Here is a 19,680-nt window from a genome sequence, read left to right on the forward strand (position 1 = left end):
CTCGCGAACGATCCGGAGGACATTCCACTCTATTAATTACCTGCGCCCAATAGCTCAGCAAGTCTGGTGTTGAGCTTCTCTCCCCGAAGGTCCTTCGCTACGATCTTTCCGGAAGGGTCGACCAGGAAGTTCTTCGGCACGGATTCAACACTGTACATTCGGGACACTTCGTTGTTCCAACCCTTGAGATCGGAAACCTGTGTCCAGGGTAAACCGTCTTTGGCGATGGCTTTCAACCAGGCGGTTCTAGCATTTTCTTTGTCTAGTGAAACCCCGATGACCGTAAAATTCCGGCTTTGATATTTGTTGAATGCTTTAACGAGATTTGGGTTTTCTTGTCTGCAGGGGCCGCACCAGCTTGCCCAGAAATCGATCAGAACAAATTTACCCCTGAAGTCTCTCAATGACACCTTTCTGCCGGAAGTATCGGCCTGGGTAAAATCTGGTGCCGGTGCACCAACGTCAACCAGAGCCAACTGATGGAGTTTTCGCCCATAAGCAAGGCCGACAGGGCTCTTTCTGACCGATTCGTCAAGATTTTCGAATAGGGGCCGGACCTGAGAAAGTTGCGGATTGGCACCACCCACATTTGCGATTGCGTAAACCGCAGCAAGGTTAGCGGGATTGCCGCTCGCAAAAGCCAGGTAAGTGGAATCTGTTCGGGCCGCAAAAATTTTCATTTGCCTGTCACGCTCTATGGAAAGAGACATATTATCCGGCTTCGCCTTAATCTCGACGCTTATTTTCTTAACAAAAACACGTCTTTCATGATCGATGGCATCGATCATTTTCCGAAGTTTTACGAAATGATCGTTCAGCATTCCGGCGTTAACAAGAGCTGATGGAAGCGAGTCCGGACTTTCGACGTTCATTTTGCCCGGCTCTAGATACAGGTCCAGTCTGTTGTGGTCGGGAACAGAAAATAAGATGGCCTTCAACGGTACGCTCAATTCGCCGCGGAAGCTAAAACTGCCTTTTGGGCCGATCAGCGATGAATCCGTGCGTGAAGTTCCGGTAATGATATCCGCGGTGTAAAGATATATTTTCTCGGCGCGCGAACTGCCAAGTTGCCCTTGCAGGGTAAAGCGACCGGTTTGAGCATTCGCGACAACGGGAAGTATCATAACCAGCATGAGGATACAGCGAAACATACAAGTGAGATTTTATTGAAACCTAACAAGCGCATTGGATACAACAACAGAAGAATTTTGTCCGGGTAAGTTACTCTTTTTTACCTTAATTGACTTGCAGACATAAGCACCATCAAGTCATCACCGGACTTATCGGGTAAACCTACGGCTACCAGGTGATAATTTAAGAAAGAGCCGCAGCAAAAAGCCCTAAAACGGTGATGTTTGTCACGGTCGAATGGTGACAAACATCACTGAAAACTGGGCGGGGGAAGTGGATTTAAGGAACGAGTGCAATTGTTTCCTTGCCCGGCTTAGCGTTCTTTTGCCCGCGGAGAGTAGCTTGAATGTTAATCGGCGAGCGATATTTTCGGGTCATCACTTACCCTGCTGTGACTGCCGGGCAGGTTGCGGCAGACGGCGTTTCAGGACGTCGTCCCAGGTGATGTAGGGATAAATGTTGTATTTTTTGGCCTGCTCTTCAAACAGCGCTTTGAGTTCTTCCAGCTTTTGAGGATTCTTTTTGGCGAGATCGTTGCGCTCGTTGAAATCCTCATTCAGGTTGTAAAGCTGCCATTCATTGTTTTCGGGATTGGCGACGCTGATCGCGCTGACGAGGTTACCTAGCAGCGAGGATGCAGGCTTGTAGGCAAAGCCGGCCTTCCAGCCATCATGATAAATCGAGCGCGAGCCGAAAATGTAATAGTACTGTGTTTTGTGGCGCGACGCAGCTTTTGCATCACCGAAGGAGTAAGCCAGCGATGTACCCTGAACGGTATCCTGCTTAATGCCCCGGATCAGTTCCGGAGTCCCTACACCCGTCACTTCGAGCGTAGTAGGCAACAGATCGATCACGTGGCCGTATTGGGTGCGGATACCGCCTTTGTCTTTAATACCTTTGGGGTAGAAGGCGATCAGCGGATTGCGCGTGCCGCCTTCCGAATGCGCATCCTGTTTCCAGTATTTGAATGGCGTATTGGCCGCCTGCGCCCAGCCAAGCGGGTAGTTGGCGTTAGTCCCTTCCGGCGCACCAATCAGCTCGATCTGCGCCAGGTTATTTTTGACCTGCTCTGCCTCCGATAACGGTGCCGCAATAGCAGCAGCCGATGACCTTGCAATGACACCACCCAATGCACCTTCCTTGCTTGCTCCGTTATCACCGATTACCACCAGAATGAGCGTGTTTTCCAGTTGGTTGATTTTTTTGAGGTGATTCACCAACCGGCCTACTTCGTGATCGGTATAGGTCAGGTATCCGGCATATACTTCCATAAACCGGGCGTATAGTTTCTTTTCGTCGGCCGACAGACCGGCCCAGGCCCTGATATTCGGGTTACGTTCCGGCAGGATAGTGTTGGCCGGGATAATGCCCTGTTTCTTTTGTTGAGCAAAAACCGTTTCGCGGAACACGTCCCAGCCGCTGTCGAACTGGCCTTTGTACTGGTCACTCCATTTCCTGGGCACCTGGTGCGGAGCGTGTGTGGCTCCGGGCGCATAGTAAAGGAAGAACGGCTTATCGGGTGCCGCTTTTTTCTGACGGTCGATAAAACTGATCGCCTTATCGGTGATCTGCTCGTTGAGGTGACGGCCGTCAGGGGCGATGTGTGCGTTGTCCTCGACGAGATCAGGCTTGTACTGGTCGGTTTGCGAGCCGAGGAACCCGAAAAAATGGTCAAACCCTTTGCCCGATGGCCAGCGGTCGAACGGACCGGCATCGGTAGCATCCTGATCGGGCGTGAGGCCATATTTGCCAACCGCGAAAGTATTGTACCCTGCTTCGCGGAGGATCTCGGCGACGGTTCCCTTATCGGACGGAATGCGGCCGTCCCACCCCGGAAAACCGAATGATGCCCAGGTATGCGAGAAACCGCCTTCATGCACCGAATGGTGGTTGCGGCCGGTAAGCAACGCTGCACGGGTAGGGGCGCAGATGGCCGCGGTGTGGAAATTGGTATAACGCAGGCCGTTATTGGCCAGGCTGTCGAATACGGGCGTGCGGATCACCCCGCCGAATGTACTCGTAGCGCCGAAGCCCACGTCGTCGAGCAAGACCCAAACCACATTCGGAGAGCCAGCGGGAGCTTTCGGCGGATTGGTCCATACTTCTTGGGAATCGGCGAGTCCCTTGCCCAGGGTTCCGGTAAAGGGCTGTTGTTGTTGAGAAATGTTTTGTGCGGAGGTACGCGACGACACCAGGCCTGCCGCGAGCAGTGCCGCGAAAAGTAGTTTTTGGGAATACATATCAATATGGTTTGTGTAAGCAAAATACCCGGGCGAGACGTTGGTGGCAGGCTGAATGGTGTCTGAGGCCCGGAGCGGTTTTATTTAAATCTATAAAATCGATAGATAAAGTAAAATATTATTTGAACAACTAGCAAACACTTCGTAGCTTTTGGTCCAAAATTTCTGCTTTTTCTTAATTTCAACGCATGAATAAAACAGCATTGATCACCGGGCCTACATCAGGTATCGGCCGTAAAGCCGCCATGGAACTTGCACGCAGGGGATATGATCTGATCCTCGTCGCCCGCAACGAGGCCAAAGCCCGGCAATTACAACAGGAGATAGGCGACCGGGTCCATACCGGCTTTGTTCATTGCGACCTTTCCAGCATTACTTCGACAAAACAGGCCGTCGAAGAAATCAAAGCCAATTATCAGCAAATCGACGTGCTGATCAACAATGCGGGCCTGATCGTGCAGCACCGGCAAACGACCCAGGACGGTATCGAGCTCACATTCGCAACCAACCACATCGGGCCATTCATCCTCACCACCGGACTGGTCGGTCTCCTGAAAGCTGCCGACAGCGCACGTGTTGTGAACCTGGCCTCCGCTGCACATTTCTTTGCATTTCGCTACCAGACGGCCAAGCTCGCCAATCCGCCACATTACCACGACCTGGTCATTTACGCCCGGTCCAAATTGGCTAATATCCTGTTTTCCAATGAACTGGCCGAGCAGCTCGCACCTCATGGCATTACTTCCAATGCAGTGCATCCCGGAACGGTGTCGAGCAATTTCGCAGCTGACGGCAATGGTGCTACTGCGCTGTTTATGAGATTGTTCAAGTCATTCCTGCGTACACCCGGGCAGGCGGCTGAGGGTATTGTCCATCTGGCTACCGCACCGGAACTGCATGATGTCACAGGTCGTTATTTTGCCAATTCCAAACCTGCGAGGTCGTCGGGCAAAGCCAAAAACAGGGCATTGGCTCGTGAGCTTTGGGCGTATTCGGAAATGCTTACGGGCAGTAGGTTGATATAAATCTATTAAATCTATGGATTTTAAATGCTTTTTTATTGAAATGCTTGGAAGTTAGATCTTTCATGCATTAACTTTGTCTCAAGTCGTAAATTAATCGAGCTGAGAACCACCCGAAGCTGATCCATTCACAATGACATTGGATATGCATTCGATTCCATCACATCCCATCTCTGCGCCCGGCCATCCGGGAGCTGTTCTGTTTCCTACCCAGGGAGCATCCTGCTGTTGTTGCTAGTCAAGTATCTTCCTTGTCCCACGCCGACCGGCCGGGCAAAGCGCCATTATTTTCCTTTTTTCAACTGTCGCTCCGCACGGGGCGACCCTGACTTCCTGCAACATGAAATTTACAGACAGCCATATTTATTACGAGATTCTCATTCTTTTTGCCGTAATCAGCATTGCCGAAGCATTCACCGGTCTTTATAAAAGTGAAAAATGGTCGAAAAATGAGTGGTATATCAACTTCGCGGGCCTTTTCCTGTCCAGCACGATCACAAGGCCGCTCAGTTTCCTGCTGTCGGCTTATATCCTCAACTTCTTTTTCGCGGACTATTACAATGTATTCGAAGATGTGCCGCTATGGGCTGCCGTGATCGTTACGGCATTGCTCGAAGATTTTACGCAATACTGGTGGCACCGGGCGGCCCACACTTATACCTGGCTTTGGAAGGGACACCGCGTACATCACAGCGCGCCCGAAATGAGCGTTTTTCTCACCGGTCGCAATTCGTGGGTATACCTGCTGTTGTTCCCGCCCCGCATGGTCTCTACGATACTGATCTTCCTCGGTTTTGGCCAGGCATTCCTGGTAGGTTATTTTTTCAAAGCACTGATCGGTATCTCCGCCCATTCCAGTGTACGATGGGACAAGCCGCTCTATGCGATCAAATGGCTGCATCCGGTGATGTGGGTACTGGAAAGAACCATATCCACTCCTGCGACACATCATGCGCACCACGCTGCAACCGACGCCGACGGCATTGGCGTCATCAACGGAAATTATGGCAACATGTTCTTTATCTGGGACATGCTCTTCGGGACCGCGAAAATCACCCGCGAGTTTTCAGAACACATTGGCCTCGAAGACTACCACGAGGAACCGTGGTATGTGCAGCTGGGATATCCGCTGTTCAAATCGAAAGACGAACGGAGTGAGCTGAGCCAATAGGTCCATTCAGTCATTTAAAACCAACGGACACCATGACAAAACATCTATTCACAGTTGCCCTTCTTCTCGCCTTAACCCGGGCCAGCGCTCAGCGCGCGATGTTTGATGTCCTTTTGGCCGGGCATTCCATTGGGTCGGTAATGGTTTTGGAGCAGGAGGGGCGCGGACGTTTGCGGGAGCGAATCGAGGCAGAGTTTAGCGTACCGTTTTATTCCGGCAGTTTTGTGAGTGAAAACCAATTTGCCGATGGCGCACTGCATAGTTCGCTGACCGAACAGGTGGTCAACGGCAAGCGGCGCGAGCACACCGTCACGACCCGTTTGTCGTCGAAGCATTATCGCTTCGATCAGGCACAGAAAAGTGCTGAAACACGCAAATGGGAGGTAATGGCGCCCATTGCACACACGATCACAGGTCTCTATTACCAGGAGCCCAATCAGGTACAGGATGTTTATTCCGAGAAATACGGCGCGATGTGCAGGGTCAGAAAGCTCGATAACGACAGTTATAGGGTACAGCTGCCCAATGGAAAGGAAAGTATTTACAGTTACGTGCGTGGCGAATGCGTACGTGTCGTGCCGGAACTCGCCGGGGTGAGGCTTAGCATTGTGAGAAAGCAACGGTCGCTCTGATTCGGGAAATAGACGCAAACATCCAGCAATGCGAACGCCGGTTGCGTATAACAACCGGCGTTCGCATTGCTTTGCCATTTTGCTTTTATTCGGACGGGCCGTTGACAAAGCGTGCGGAAAGTTACCGTTTGGCTTTAACGGTTGAAAAAGGACTTAACCTTGCCCGATCACCCGTGCGGCGCGACAACCTGAGATGGCGGCCTCTCCCGACCAATGTCGCATGGAGATGAGTTCGCTTTGCCGGTTGTCCGAGGTATTGTGGGGATTGGATCCGGGCGGGGGCAATGCCTCAATCGGTACGTTAACTAATGATTTTGATCTTCTGGAGGTAAATGCTGAATTGTTTTTGTTCTTGCAGTTACATTCATGAAACCTAAACAGATTTGACGGTTACGTCTAGATGAAAATTCCACTCTACCTCCTCTTTGTTGTCACATTACCCGTTTTTGCGCAATCTTCCAAAATCGACAGCCTGGAAAACCTCCTGGCCAGGGAGCGGTCCGACACCACGAGGGTTAACCTCACTTTTGAGATCGCGATGGAGTCGTGGAGCACTGCTCCTGAAAAGACATTGGCTTATGCTGAAAAAGTACTGGCGATGTCGAAAAAAATAGGATATCCAAAAGGCGAAGCGGAGGGTGAATATGCGCTGGGCGTTTATTTCTGGCAAAAAAACAGGTATCCCGAAGCACTTGCACATTATTCGAAAAGCGAGCGGATTTCACGGGACATTGAAAGCCGGATTGGTATCGGTAAGGCCATCGCGAGTGCGGGTATCGTCTATGGTGAACAGGGGAATTACGGCCAGGCGCTGGACAATTACCTGCAAGCCCTGGCTATTTTCCAGGCCCTCAAAGATCAGAAACGCAGCTCTAACATCCTCAACAGCATTGGTAATGTCCATAAAAACCAGAAAAACTATGATGAAGCGCTGATCTTTTACAAGCAGGCGCAGGCAATATGGATAAAATTGGGTGATAAGAAGTCGCTTGCAGGCTCTTACATCAATATCGCTTCGATTTACATCAGGAAAAAAAACTACGATGTCGCGCTCGCCAGCGCGAAAAAAGGGTTGGAGCTGTTCGATCAGTTTAAGGATACAAACGGCCAGATCATCTGCCATAATAACCTCGGGGAAATCTATTTTCAGACTGCTAGATACGATCTCGCCGCCATGGAGTATGAGAAGGCATTAGAGATTAATCAGGAATTTCAGCGCAAACCGGCGATGGTCAGCTCCTATAATGGATTGGGACATGTTTATTCCAAAACCAATGAATATCAGAAAGCGCTTGCCAGTTATCACCGGGCGGAAGAACTGGCTAAAGCCAATGGAATACGGCCGGCATTACAGCTGGCATACGAGGGACTGGCCCATGTTTACGGACAGACCGGTAACTTCGCGCAAGCATTTCGTTTCCAGGAATCGGCAAGTGTTCTGAAGGACTCGCTTTTCAATGAGGAGGGTACCATTAAGATGACCAACCTGCGGGTGCATTACGAAAACGAGCGAAAGGAGTCCGAAATCAAGTTACTGGAAAAAGAGAAGGACCTTGGCGATGCGACGCGGAATACAATCATGGTCGGGTTGGCGGCGATACTTACGCTGGTGGCCCTCGCTTTTAACCGGCAAAGATTGAAAGTAGCCAAAGACAAGGAGCTGTATGTTGCCCAGAAAGCCCTTTCGGATATTGAAATCCGGAATAGCCTGGAAAAAGAACAGCATCTTCAAAATGAACTGGAATTCAGAAATAAAGCGCTGACTACCCATACTTTGAACCTGATTCAGAAGAACGGCATCCTGGAAGATATCCGCCAGACGGTCTCTCAGGCATTGAAGTCAGGTCCGAGAGATGAAAATACCCCTCTTTTCAGCAGGCTCATCAACCTCATCGATTACAGCTTCAACCTGGATAAGGACTGGGACGAATTCAAAACCTATTTCGAAGGAGTTCACCCTGATTTTTTTTCAAAACTTAAAAAAGCGAACCCGGAACTGAGCGCGGGGGAACTCCGGCTCTGTGCACTGATCAGGCTGAACCTGAACTTAAAGGAATCTGCCGGGCTGCTGAGCATCTCACCCGACAGCGTCAAAACGGCCCGGCACAGGCTTCGGAAAAAGCTTAAACTCGGCGAGGAAGGTAATCTGTTGGACTATCTGATGGGTATCTGAAACCTGATTACCTTTTGTATACCTCTATTTTTTGCGGTTGCCGATTAAAATCGATCTCTTTGTTCATGCATATTCTTCATCATTGATAAACAAATAAACAGTGACAGACCGGAAAATATTGATCATCAAAACGACATGGAGCTACGCCATTGCCCAGCCGGAAACGACAGGGGAAATGTTCTACGAGGCCCTGTTCGAACTCGATCCGAGCTTACAGGCCATGTTCCCGCGGGACATGGAGCAGCAGGTAAGGAAGCTGACGGATATGATTACGTATATGGTTAGCCGTCTGCAAACGATGGCCGGGATCCAGAAAGACATCGATGCCATGGCCGTCCGACACGCAGGATATGGCGTCCGGGATGCGCATTATGCGACGGTAGGGAAAGCATTGCTGCAAGTACTGGAACAGCGTCTGGAAGACCAGTGGGACGAAGAGGCCAGCCAGGCATGGAGTGAGCTTTACAATGTTTGGGCGACTTCCATGATTGCTGCTTCACGTCAATAATGCCATTTCGGCCCCCACTTTGTTACTGCGATACCGTTTCAATCAAAAAGGCTGTTCCAGTTAATTGGTGCAGCCTTTTTTTGATTCTGATCAAATACCGGTCAACTAGCTTCTTGCCCAGAGATATCCGATGATAAAAGCCAGGACGAAGCCGATCGGTCCGTAAACAAAAATACAGGTCATACTGGCTTCAACACCCCTGTCGTGGCTGTTGGAAGAAAATTTTCCAATCAGGTAATAGCTCAGGGCCGCTAAAACCACGTAGCCGATTAAACCGGCGAGAAAGGCAATTCCAAAATTTTTCATGGTGTAAAATGTGATTAAGTGATACTCCTGTTAATCTGCAAACCAGTGCAGGACCAGCAGAAGTAAGGAAACAAGTATGAGCGCGACGATCTTTGTCCACAGGTGGGGGGCGACATTAAGCCCGATCACTGCCAGTAAAAGTAAAAAGCCGACGATTTTAATGATCCATTCGACGCCCGGCATTTCGTGGCTGGGATTATTGGCCTGCAGAAATGCCCATACTACCGATGATCCGTATATGACGATCAGTATCCAGTTGAAATAAGTGATGAATTTTAAAGTTGACATGAATGGACCCGGGTTGCGTAGTCCTGTGTAGCGGACCGTGTGAAAGGTTACACAAACGTAGGGAGGAATGAAAACGATGGCAACTTTCTGGGGTATACAAAAGGTGTACGAGCCTGATTCTCTGACAAACCCGGCAGAAACTGAAGTGTCGAAGTCCGGACAAGTAAGCCATCACCGTCGTCAGGGGTATTTTATCGACGTACACCTTTTGTATACGCCCATTTTCAAAGTCGTTGACCTTTTGTGCACCCTCCGAATTTGCTGCGGGCATTTATCCGGTCTAGGTTTGCATTGCCTTCCGGAACACGCATTGCTGTGTGTTCAGCTGGCAGCTCCGAGGCGGCAAGCACATTGGGCAATCCCCTTATTCAAATCAATATCCAAACTTATCATTAGTCATGAAAAAAATCATTACCACCAGGCCGTTCCATTATTTCATTCACACACTGACGGCGGTTTTATTATTGTTAAAAATTATCACGGCAAACGGCCAAACCAAATGGGTACACCAGTATCTGACGCCACAGCAGCAACTCTTCGACCTGGCTTATGGAGCAGGCAAATATGTAGCAGTGGGTGCCAACAGCAAAATCTATACTTCGACGGACGCCGCGTCGTGGGAAACCCTGCAAACTGAATTGAGTGAATACGGCACACTGTCCAGCATTATTTATGCCAACAACCGGTTCGTTGCGGTCGGCGGGCCGGGAGTGATCGTTACTTCCCCGGATGGGAAATACTGGACCAGCCGGGTTTCAGGGACTAATAACACCTTGCAAAGCGTCGCCTATGGTAATGGAACTTATGTCGTTGTAGGTTCAATCGGATCGATACTGACATCCACGGATGGCGAAAACTGGACGCAACGGCCAAATGGACTGGATTACCTGCATGACGTCACTTTCATGAACGGTATGTTTGTGGCTGTGGGGTCGAATGGGGTGATCAAGACTTCGAATGACAATGGCGTGACGTGGGCTACGAGGGGATCGGGTACTAACAAAGAATTGAGAGCTGTAACGGCAGGCAAATACGGAAGCTTTGTGGCGGTTGGTGATTACGGGACGATCCTGTATTCAGGTGGAGGCATCGATTGGAACCTCATGCCGGGCCCGGACAAGACCATGTTCTTCAGTGGCGTCGCTTCCAATCCTGCCAATGGCCGGTTTGTGATCGTGAGCTCCAACAAGCAAACCGCACTCGCTTCTCCGGACGGTATCTATTGGGGAAATACGCCTGTACCGACCAACTCCAACCAAGTTTTTTACCGTGTACGTTTTTTACAGAATTCCCTGGTGACCGTCGGAAGCAACGGAACAATCCGGACGTCGTACAATAGCGGGACAAGCTGGACATCGGCGACCGACTACCGTAACATGCAATTGAACGGTTCCGCCTATGGTAACGGCTATTTTGTGGCCGTAGGAAATGCATCCGTTGGCAGTGCTATACCGACTGCGGCACAAACGGGTGTTGCAGTCGTTTCATATGGCGGTACGGATTTTACCGTCGGGGAAACGGTGAATCTGATTGGCGGCGGACGTTTCATTCATGATGTAGCGTATGGAGACGGGCTATTCGTGGCAGTTGGCGCCGACGCGCTGATACAAACTTCTTCCAATGGCAAAAAATGGAGCTACGTCCAGGTAGAATTCGGGAAAACGCTTCGTGGCATTGCTTATGGTAACGGAAAGTTCGTCGCAGTCGGCGATAATGGCCTTATCCTTTATTCCAAATATGGTAAATACTGGTCAAAATCGACTTCTGCGGCCATTTACTCCTACAATAACGTCACGTTTGCGAACGGGATGTTTGTACTCGTTGGCCCGGCTGGGGTGTTGGCTACTTCAACGGACGGCAATTTCTGGATGTATCGCTACACCGGAACGAAAAACAACCTCAAAGGAGTGGCTTACGGAAATGGCAAATGGATAGCAGTGGGGACGAACCGGACCATGGTAACCTCTTCAAACGGTCTGCAATGGACCACTGTTTCGTCCAGCACAGGTGTCGACTTTGTCGGCTATACGGATGTCGTCTATGGTTCCAACAAATTTGTCATCACCGGGTTAGGTGGCAAGATTTACAGATATGTCCCCAACGCATTATGGGACACTCCGCCGACGTATACATACGACAATTTAAACACCATCACTTACGCCAACGGACGGTACATTGTCGGAGGAAACGGGGGGAATCTGCTTTTTGCCTACGATGATACCTACTTTCCCAGTCCTGCGCCTGCCGGGGCACGGGAATCCTGTGATACCTGCATGACCGAAATCGCCACGAGGATGCCAGGCGAGGAAGAAAACACGAAAGTTGCATTCAATGCGTCAACCTATCCGAACCCTGTGACCGATCAGTTTTCAGTGAAGATCGAAGGTGCGACCGGCGATAAAGTGAGGTTACAGCTGATGGACGTTTCGGGTGGGTCAGTCCTGGATAAAGTAGTGCATGTGGGAGCCGGTGCATACGAGGAAGCAATTCCGATGGCACAAAAACAAACGGGAATGTATCTGCTGCGGGTCAGCACGGCCACAGAAACGCAAACATTGAAGATCTTAAAGCGATAAGGTGAAACGCGGGCAGGGAATATTGCTGGTTTCTTCTCGCTTTTATTCTTTACCCATTCGGGCTCCTTCCTCGCCGGCCAGCGGTTCTTCCAGCTGCATGCCGGCGAGTTGCTTGTTTTGGAACATACTACAGGTTATTTGAGGGAGTGTAATCCCATCTTGTTTCCTTCACTATCTGTAAACATGGCGAAGAAACCGATTTCAGGTGTGATTTCGGTTTTCGGTACAATCACCTTTCCGCCGCTGGGTTCAATTTTGTCTAGTACTTTTTGAAGGTCTGCTCCCCCGTTGAGATAAGCAAGGGTACCGTCTTTGGAAGGTTTGTAGCCGGTGCCATTAATTAAGGCCACGCTCACAGCGCCCTCTTCCCCGGGAAATAAGCCCATTTGCGTTCCCTGCATGTCGAACTCTTCGATACTGACATCGAGAATCGACTGATAAAATTTGACTGCCCTTGGAAAAGAGCCGGTTGGAATTTCTACGATTGAAATCAGATTTTTCATTTTACCGGATGTTTTGTTTGGAGGCGATTGAATCGTCATTGCCCGGGAGCCGGAATTGTTTTGATCGGAGCAGGCGGAGAGCCCAAGAGCCAGGACGATTGTCGCACGCATTGCAGTTCGTTTCATGTTTCCCTGTTTACAAGTACAATGCAAATCTACACCGGGCATTGCGTTTGAAATTGTAAAATTGCGACACTATTCTCCTGAATACAGAAGTGCAGAAAGGGCCATTGTACTGTCACCGATAAAATGCTTTGGACTTGCGCCGGTAAATTCCCGGAAGTCTTTGATAAAGTGGGCCTGGTCGTGATATTCACGCTCGTAAGCAATGTTTGTCAAATCACCGGACTGCTTGGAAAGCAACATTTTCAGCACGGCTTGTAACCTGATCATCTTGGCAAGTTGCTTCGGGCTTATCCCGATCAGCCTTGAAAATTTGCGTTCCATTTGCCTCCTTTTTGATAAATCGGCTTTCAGAACCGAATGGATCGATATGCTTCCCTTTGCCGAAAGCAAGGCTTCAACAGTCGATTTCACTACCTGGTCGATTGTTGCTTTGTTTTTCATTCTTTCCAGCAAAAAACCTTCCATTATCTGGATTCGTTGCGCGGTATCTCGGGCGCTTATGATTTTCCCGCTCAGGCGCCCGGACGTTTCTGTTCCAAATAACTGTTCAAGAGCCGTTTCATTATTGTTCAGTTGAGCGATCGGAACGGAAACGAAATTGGCAAAACCGTAAGGGTAAAAGCGTACGGCGAAGCAGTTTACATAACCGGTGGGTTGAATAAAGTAGGGCTCGGTAATTTGGCCAAGCACCATTTCGCGGGGTTGGATGATAAACTCGTTTTCGGATGTATAGCGCCTTACATTGTCTCCAAGAATAAAGAACAGCTCAATACATCCGTCGGGTAAAATGCGTTGTTTGGGGGTGTCGTTTTGGGCTGGGACCTCCAAAGTCCAATAGCATTTTACAAATGAGCTCAGATCCGGATGGGGTGGAAAGGTTTCGTAGTTCATGAAGCGTTGTGAAATTATTAAACAGTACGAAAATCAGGCGCTGGTATCAAACAGGATAAGTTCTGATCAGGACGTGTTACAAACGCCACGCCCGCGACGAGTTCCTGTGTCCTTTGTATAGGGCTGAATGACCCCTTAATATACTACGCTATTCTGTTCAACTAAAAAATACCCGCCATGAAACGGATTTTGAAGAAAATAGTAATGCTGACATTTGGCCCGCCGGTCAAATACATCATTTCACAAATGGCTCTGCACAAAGAGACGAATCACAAACTGCATTTTCTTGAACAACGGATCCAGGACATCTATCCCGATCAATGGGTGCTTCATGAAAGTACGCTCCGTGAAATCGACAGGATCAAAAAGGTGCTCGGTCTCCCGGAATGCCTCGATGCGGGCATTTCCAAGAACGATATGATGGTCCTGCATTTTATCAACAATGGCTTCCCGATCGATGCGGCTGTACGCGCGTATCTGGTCAGGGGCGCGAGTCTGCTGGATATTGTTACTAAAACGGCCGAAAAGAAATGGGGACCGCGTTGGACGCAGCAAGCCCGCCCATTCCTGGACTTTGCCTCGGGATACGGAACATTGGAACGGCATTTGGTACACGTGCTGCCCCCGCACGACATTTATACGGCAGATATCAAACGGCAGGGAGTTGATTTTCAGGTCGAAAGATTTGGGGTAAATGGCATCGAATCTTCATTTGCCCCGGAAGAATTTCGTCCTGCAATACAGTTCAGGTTCATTTTTGTAGCCTCGCTGTTCAGCCATTTGCCCGAAGATCTTTTTCGCAGGTGGTTGAAACAGCTTTGGGGTTGCCTGGCACCTGACGGGATACTCGTCTTTACCGTGCACGACGCTTCATTGCAACAATCAGACCGGGATTTCATGTATGTTACGGCAAGTGAAGATACCGATAGCGTGGTTGCGGACAGCATTCAAAATGCCGCGTTTTATGGAACAACCTTTGTGAGCGAGCGCTTTATAAGCGATTGCTTCGCAGAATTAGGTATCGGGAAGGAAAATTACACCCGCTACCGTCGGGTCAGCTCCGGTTTGCAGGATATCTACATCGTCAGCAAGGACGGCAGTCCATTCGAGGGCATCAGCTATAATTCCTACGATTCGGAGGCTTTGTAGCTACCGAAAATAACAACACACGGCGTGTCAGGCGCCATTATAAGGTTTTCATCATGTAAGGTGTCGTTCAGAGTATTGTCTCTCTGAACGACATTTGTGTTGATAAGCGGGCCAGTTTCCGCGCCGTGATTGTTGGTGTTGAAGAAAATAACCGGTAGTGAGTAGAAGGGAAAACTGGTATCTTTTGATGGGTTAAAGTCGAGTGGAATCGCCATGCGGGGTGTTGGTGCTTACATACGATCGGGCCTATGGTTTCAAAAAAGTAAAAAAGTATTTTTGTAGGATAAACACGTATATTGTTGCGAATATTTTCTATGTCACTATTAGACATATTATCTAATTGTGCTCTTGTGAGATATCAGATTGCTCTTGAACGGTTTATGAAACACGCTTTACCTGTTTTATTCTTTCCGGGCCTTTCTGTGCCATCGGTTTTCGACCAGCGGGAAACCGATCTGAAAGCAATGAATACCCTAACCCACCTTTTGCTATCTTCTTTTCAATGTAGGATTATTCTGATTTTCCTGGTTTTAACAGGAAGCTTCATGGGATGCAGCAAGTCGCAAAAAAGCGACCAGCATGCACAATTAAAAACAGAGATCGACAGCCTCGACCGCAACTCGCGAAAAATAGGTATCCGAAAGACGATCACCCTGCTTGATTCGCTCATGGCTAACCTCAAAAAAAGGAACATCCACGATAGCATTGCCTATTACAAATTCATGAAGGTATTGAGTCACCGCGACTCCACGATGGCTCATAACGCACTCACTTATACCGACAGTCTTCTTGGACTGTTCGCATCCGCGCAAGTCCGCGAGGAGAACCCGGCCGACTATTCCAAAGCATTGCTTTTAAAAGGGGACGATCTGTTAAAGCAAAAGGAATATTATCTGGCATACCGAAACTATTACAAGGGGAAATCATTTTTGACATCGCTCGGCGAAATCTGCGAATGTGCACGGTATAGCAGCAGGATCGCAAACATTTCTTTCAAGGAGGAAAATTATTACCAGGCTATTGAATATTGGAAGCAGGAGCTGACCGAACTGTCTGAATGCAGAGAGGCGGATAATTTTCAGCTGGAATTTATTGAGAAGCAGGGAAGCATGCGGAATATTGGAACTGCCTACCTGCGCCTGAATGAACCGGACAAGGCGCTTAGTTACTTTAATCAGGCGAATCAATTCATCAGCCGCGTTGCCAGCCGATTTCCACGTGAGCAAAACTTTATCAGGTTTTCACGAATTGTCATTTTAAGAAATCAGGCGGAAGCTTATGCTTTAAAAGGGGATCAGCGTATGGCTGAAAAACTGATAAAAAAATGCCTCGCACACGACCCGGATATTGATTGGTCTATTGACGTGGAGAAAGAATCCCGTCAGATACTGACTCAAATATACATTGATACCCAGGAGTACGCCAAAGCCCAGGAACAGCTGGATACGCTAAGGCGTTTGCCCGTTGCCGCAAATGACGCAGTGACAATCAGTTTATACCAAAGATTGCAGGCTTATATTTTGTTCGGACGCGGGGAATTTGAAGAGGCCGGGAAATTGTTACTGGCTGACCTTGAAACAGAAAGTGCCAGGAAATTAAAGAAAAATGCAGAAAACAAAAGTAATGTCGGGCAGCTGCTGCAACAGATCCAGCGTGAGCATGAAATAGAGCTGGCGGCCGAAAAAGATGTCCGGGAAGACTTAATCCTCAAATTTGCCCTGCTGATATCCATTGCTATGGGTATCATCATATACCTGATCTGGCGTAATGCGAAAAAGAATATCGCTAACCTGCGTGCTGTAACAAAACTGAACGGTGTCATCACGCAAAGCAATGTCGCTCTTCAGGACACCGTCAATGCCCTGGAACAAGCCGAAGTTGAAAAAGAAGAGGTGTTGCAGATCGTTGCGCACGATTTAAGGAATCCGATCGCCGCGATGATCTCGGGCTCGGATATGCTTTTCTGGGATCAGGTGCCGTCCGATGAACAGGCCATGATCGTCGACGCGATTCAGCAGTCGGGGCGGCTGGCATTCGGATTGATCGGACAAATACTGCAGTCGAGCCCGGACAGGAAAAGGATTATCAAAAGTGAGGAAGACTTAGCAGAGATAGTCCGCTCCTGCATTGACATGCTGAGTTACAAAGCAAAGGAAAAGCAACAGACCATCCATTATGATTATGAGCAGGCAATGGTGCCTGTTGACAGGGAAAAGATCTGGCGTATATTTTCCAATTTACTGAGTAATGCAATTAAGTTTTCTCCAACGGAAAGCTCCATTCTGGTGGATCTCCGGAAACGCCCGGACACAACGCTGCTGACTATCAAGGATAAGGGAATCGGGATTCCGGAAGACCTCAAAGCACAGATTTTCCTTCCTTCCAACGACGCCAGAAGAGTAGGGACTGCGGGTGAACAATCCTTTGGTATCGGACTGTCGATTTGCAGGCAAATTGTCGAGGCACACGAAGGGAAAATCTGGTTTGAGTCGGTAAACGGCGCAGGAACCACCTTCTTCGTGGAACTGCCAGGCTAGTTTATTTTTCTCCTGCGAATGCTGTTCAGGCAGGGACGCGGGCCGACTTATCTTCGAAAAAGGTCAGACTGATTTGTACCCCATTGTGCTGGCTGATATTCAAAGTGCCGTCGATTTGCTCACTCAATCCGCGAATCAGGCTCATACCAAGCGTACGGCTCTGTTTGGGATTTAAATCGGCCGGAAACCCGATCCCGTCATCGCTGAGTATAAGCCGGAAGGTTTTACTTTCTTCTTCCGTCAATTCAATACGCAAAGTACCCGGGCGCCCCTCGGGGAAAGCATATTTTAACGAGTTTGTCACGGCTTCATTCAGAATCAGTCCGAGGGGAACGGCATACGCGATGTCCAGGTCGACCGGAGCGACGGTAATCTTTCTGTGGATATCTGCCCGGTCAAATGAATTGATCAGATAATCAACGATTTCCTGAATATAATCGACCATTGGAATGCTGGACAGCCGATCGGTCTGATAGAGCTTCTGGTGAATCAATGCCATCGCATGTACCCGGTTCTGGCTTTCCCGAATGGCGGCAAAAGCTTCTTTATCTTTGAGAAAAGATCCCTGTGAGTGTAACAGGCTAGTGATGATCTGCAAGTTATTCTTAACCCGGTGGTGCATTTCCTTTAACATCCATTCCCGTTCTTCCAGGAGATTGTCCTTATCCATCAGCAGTTGTTCCCTATCGATCAGCAAATGGTCTTTCTCCTCGACAATCAGTTCCAGGGAGTGATTTTTACGGTTGATTTCGATTTGTTTTGCTTCTAGCAAGCGGTTGATGTGTTTTTTTACCTGATAGCCTTTGAAGCCCAAACCCAGCAGCAGGATCAGCAGAATGGCTCCCGCGAAGATACCGTTCCGTGTATTAGTAGCCTGTTGCAATTGATTTTGCTGAAGTAAACTCTTCTCCGTTAAAAGTTGGATGGCTTGTTGTTTCAGTTTAAGGTCCAGATCTTTTTTCCCGGTTTCGTATTGAATGCTCAGCTGACTAATTTGCCTGCTTTTTTTCTCGTTGAAAATCGAATCATTCAATGCCTTGTATTTCTGGTAGTGTGTAATGGCTGGCAGATAATTATGTTGGGCCGAATCCACTTTGAAGCGCATCCAGTGAATTTCTATTTGATGACTCGGAATGATCTTTTTGGGAGGAGCTGCCAGTAACCTGTTCAGGTACGGATCAGCCTTTTCATACTGACCAAGGGCTACGTAAAACTGGCTGATTTTTCGCCAGGCGGTATATTGAAACCCGGACGTGATCTCTTTACTCCATACGACGCTTCTGAGGTAATATAATTCGGCCAGCTTATATTGTTTCAGGGCATTGTAACATGCTCCGAAGGATTGGGCCACAAGCAGATTATCCTCATAGGTATACGGCAGGTCCTTACGCACAACGTCCTGCAAAAACCGCAAAGCTTCCCGCGGCTTTCCTTGTCTGAGCATGGTGACGACCATCCGGTTGGCTAACCCCATCTGGACCAGGAATATGCCCCTTTGACGGCTAAACATTAGGGATTTCTGATAGTAGATAATGCTTTTATCGAATTGTCCTAACTCATAATAAGCGTTTCCCAACCGATAATAGGCGTAGTCCAGCTCATCCACCTGACCGCTATTCTCTGCATTCTTAACGACTTCAAGGATGTAGAACAGTTTTTGATTCAGATCGCCTTTGGCCTGGCTTAAATCGGACAAAAAATAGTAGGCATTGGATAAATAGCCATACTCGCCCGGCATTTTATAAACACTTTCTGCTGCCAGCGCATGGTAAGCCCGGGTCAACGGCAGGGAACCGATCTGCTTTTGAATGGCCAGCACTTGTAAAGCTTTGCGTTCAGCCTCTTGGGTATCACCTCCATTCAACTGGAAATCCTCATAACCCATTTCCATCAGGATAAGCATCTCCAGGGATTGGTCGCCGATCTGGCGGGAGAGGGCCAGGGCTCTTTCCAAAGCGGCCCTGTTTTCCCGGCAGTCGTCGCAAAACATCGTGGTAGCCATCCTAAGCAATGCCCTGATTTCTCCGGCTTTGTCACCTCGCATTTGCCGCTCCTGGATGACTTTCATAAAGTAGCCTTTCCCCTTCGGCCAGTTGTTACTTAGCAAATAGGCTATGCCAATCAGACACCGGCTCTCTTCCAGCCATTTTTGATTGCCAATCGTGCTGCTGATCGTTTCTGCCTGTCGGAAAAAAATAATTGCGCTATCCCGGTTGGCATTCTGGGTATAGGTTGGCCGCAGCTTTTTCTTGCCGAGTTCCAGCAGCTGCCTGATACGACTGGTATCGGGCGCGCCGAACGCCGGGTCATTGGTCAGCCTGGATGTGTCAGAAATCGGGATGAATTGTGCCTCCGTTGGGGTGGCCCAAAAGCCAAGCCATGCTACCAGAAAAAAGAAACGGACCGATCCAGGGTGACGCATGGTAA

At 48.9% G+C, this 19,680-nt stretch carries 15 protein-coding genes; 8 read left to right on the forward strand and 7 right to left on the reverse strand.

The window, feature by feature from the left end:
• Positions 1-32 precede the first annotated feature (32 nt).
• A complete protein-coding gene (locus tag BP71_RS00510; RefSeq protein WP_496375467.1) occupies positions 33-1,151 on the reverse strand; it encodes a redoxin domain-containing protein in 1,119 nt (372 codons plus the stop codon).
• A 357-nt stretch (positions 1,152-1,508) separates the two neighbouring features.
• Positions 1,509-3,371: an arylsulfatase gene (locus tag BP71_RS00515; RefSeq protein WP_496375469.1), complete on the reverse strand. Its 1,863-nt coding sequence runs from the start codon at positions 3,369-3,371 to the stop codon at positions 1,509-1,511.
• 188 nt (positions 3,372-3,559) lie between these two features.
• Here BP71_RS00515 and BP71_RS00520 point away from each other — a divergent pair, with 188 nt between their 5' ends.
• The 5 genes from BP71_RS00520 to BP71_RS00540 all read left to right on the forward strand — a co-directional run bounded on the left by BP71_RS00520 (position 3,560) and on the right by BP71_RS00540 (position 8,877).
• A complete protein-coding gene (locus tag BP71_RS00520; RefSeq protein ID WP_496375471.1) occupies positions 3,560-4,396 on the forward strand; it encodes an SDR family oxidoreductase in 837 nt (278 codons plus the stop codon).
• 337 nt (positions 4,397-4,733) lie between these two features.
• Positions 4,734-5,564 (forward strand): sterol desaturase family protein, encoded by an 831-nt coding sequence (locus tag BP71_RS00525; RefSeq protein ID WP_496375473.1) that lies wholly within the window; start codon positions 4,734-4,736, stop codon positions 5,562-5,564.
• Positions 5,565-5,596: 32 nt separating this feature from the next.
• Entirely contained in the window at positions 5,597-6,196 is a 600-nt protein-coding gene (locus BP71_RS00530; protein ID WP_496375475.1) for a DUF6134 family protein, read from the forward strand.
• A 400-nt stretch (positions 6,197-6,596) separates the two neighbouring features.
• Positions 6,597-8,369: a tetratricopeptide repeat protein gene (locus BP71_RS00535; RefSeq protein ID WP_496375477.1), complete on the forward strand. Its 1,773-nt coding sequence runs from the start codon at positions 6,597-6,599 to the stop codon at positions 8,367-8,369.
• 100 nt (positions 8,370-8,469) lie between these two features.
• Positions 8,470-8,877 (forward strand): globin domain-containing protein, encoded by a 408-nt coding sequence (locus tag BP71_RS00540; RefSeq protein WP_496375479.1) that lies wholly within the window; start codon positions 8,470-8,472, stop codon positions 8,875-8,877.
• A gap of 105 nt (positions 8,878-8,982) precedes the next feature.
• Here the strand turns inward: BP71_RS00540 and BP71_RS00545 are convergent, their stop codons facing one another.
• Together BP71_RS00545 and BP71_RS00550 are read right to left on the reverse strand one after the other, a co-directional pair.
• The gene (locus BP71_RS00545) at positions 8,983-9,183 is read right to left on the reverse strand and encodes a hypothetical protein (RefSeq protein WP_496375481.1); all 201 of its coding nucleotides are present in this window, start codon (positions 9,181-9,183) and stop codon (positions 8,983-8,985) included.
• A gap of 30 nt (positions 9,184-9,213) precedes the next feature.
• Complete coding sequence (locus BP71_RS00550) at positions 9,214-9,471, reverse strand: hypothetical protein (RefSeq protein WP_496375483.1); 258 nt, start codon at positions 9,469-9,471, stop codon at positions 9,214-9,216.
• A 398-nt stretch (positions 9,472-9,869) separates the two neighbouring features.
• On the opposite strand from BP71_RS00550, the gene BP71_RS00555 reads away from it, so the two are divergent.
• Complete coding sequence (locus BP71_RS00555) at positions 9,870-12,047, forward strand: T9SS type A sorting domain-containing protein (protein WP_496375485.1); 2,178 nt, start codon at positions 9,870-9,872, stop codon at positions 12,045-12,047.
• Positions 12,048-12,181: 134 nt separating this feature from the next.
• Here the strand turns inward: BP71_RS00555 and BP71_RS00560 are convergent, their stop codons facing one another.
• The gene (locus BP71_RS00560) at positions 12,182-12,676 is read right to left on the reverse strand and encodes a VOC family protein (RefSeq protein WP_496375486.1); all 495 of its coding nucleotides are present in this window, start codon (positions 12,674-12,676) and stop codon (positions 12,182-12,184) included.
• A 69-nt stretch (positions 12,677-12,745) separates the two neighbouring features.
• On the reverse strand, positions 12,746-13,567 hold the full coding sequence (locus tag BP71_RS00565; protein ID WP_496375488.1) for an AraC family transcriptional regulator: 822 nt from the start codon (positions 13,565-13,567) through the stop codon (positions 12,746-12,748).
• 177 nt (positions 13,568-13,744) lie between these two features.
• Here BP71_RS00565 and BP71_RS00570 point away from each other — a divergent pair, with 177 nt between their 5' ends.
• Entirely contained in the window at positions 13,745-14,716 is a 972-nt protein-coding gene (locus BP71_RS00570; RefSeq protein WP_496375490.1) for a methyltransferase domain-containing protein, read from the forward strand.
• Positions 14,717-15,096: 380 nt separating this feature from the next.
• Positions 15,097-17,253 carry a sensor histidine kinase gene (locus BP71_RS00575; RefSeq protein ID WP_496375492.1) on the forward strand — a complete coding sequence of 719 codons (2,157 nt, stop codon included), beginning with the start codon at positions 15,097-15,099 and terminating at the stop codon, positions 17,251-17,253.
• 25 nt (positions 17,254-17,278) lie between these two features.
• Here the strand turns inward: BP71_RS00575 and BP71_RS00580 are convergent, their stop codons facing one another.
• Positions 17,279-19,675, reverse strand: a complete 2,397-nt coding sequence (locus BP71_RS00580) for a histidine kinase dimerization/phosphoacceptor domain -containing protein (protein ID WP_496375494.1) — start codon at positions 19,673-19,675, stop codon at positions 17,279-17,281.
• Positions 19,676-19,680: the final 5 nt, after the last annotated feature.

Source organism: Dyadobacter ginsengisoli DSM 21015, assembly GCF_059568735.1.

What these genes read in the sequence shown, in the direction of transcription:
- BP71_RS00510 (WP_496375467.1), bottom strand. Translation starts at nt 1,151, where the DNA reads ATGTTTCGCTGTATCCTCATGCTGGTTATGATACTTCCCGTTGTCGCG.
- BP71_RS00515 (WP_496375469.1), bottom strand. Translation starts at nt 3,371, where the DNA reads ATGTATTCCCAAAAACTACTTTTCGCGGCACTGCTCGCGGCAGGCCTG.
- BP71_RS00520 (WP_496375471.1), top strand. Translation starts at nt 3,560, where the DNA reads ATGAATAAAACAGCATTGATCACCGGGCCTACATCAGGTATCGGCCGT.
- BP71_RS00525 (WP_496375473.1), top strand. Translation starts at nt 4,734, where the DNA reads ATGAAATTTACAGACAGCCATATTTATTACGAGATTCTCATTCTTTTT.
- BP71_RS00530 (WP_496375475.1), top strand. Translation starts at nt 5,597, where the DNA reads ATGACAAAACATCTATTCACAGTTGCCCTTCTTCTCGCCTTAACCCGG.
- BP71_RS00535 (WP_496375477.1), top strand. Translation starts at nt 6,597, where the DNA reads ATGAAAATTCCACTCTACCTCCTCTTTGTTGTCACATTACCCGTTTTT.
- BP71_RS00545 (WP_496375481.1), bottom strand. Translation starts at nt 9,183, where the DNA reads ATGAAAAATTTTGGAATTGCCTTTCTCGCCGGTTTAATCGGCTACGTG.
- BP71_RS00550 (WP_496375483.1), bottom strand. Translation starts at nt 9,471, where the DNA reads ATGTCAACTTTAAAATTCATCACTTATTTCAACTGGATACTGATCGTC.
- BP71_RS00555 (WP_496375485.1), top strand. Translation starts at nt 9,870, where the DNA reads ATGAAAAAAATCATTACCACCAGGCCGTTCCATTATTTCATTCACACA.
- BP71_RS00560 (WP_496375486.1), bottom strand. Translation starts at nt 12,676, where the DNA reads ATGAAACGAACTGCAATGCGTGCGACAATCGTCCTGGCTCTTGGGCTC.
- BP71_RS00565 (WP_496375488.1), bottom strand. Translation starts at nt 13,567, where the DNA reads ATGAACTACGAAACCTTTCCACCCCATCCGGATCTGAGCTCATTTGTA.
- BP71_RS00570 (WP_496375490.1), top strand. Translation starts at nt 13,745, where the DNA reads ATGAAACGGATTTTGAAGAAAATAGTAATGCTGACATTTGGCCCGCCG.
- BP71_RS00575 (WP_496375492.1), top strand. Translation starts at nt 15,097, where the DNA reads ATGAAACACGCTTTACCTGTTTTATTCTTTCCGGGCCTTTCTGTGCCA.
- BP71_RS00580 (WP_496375494.1), bottom strand. Translation starts at nt 19,675, where the DNA reads ATGCGTCACCCTGGATCGGTCCGTTTCTTTTTTCTGGTAGCATGGCTT.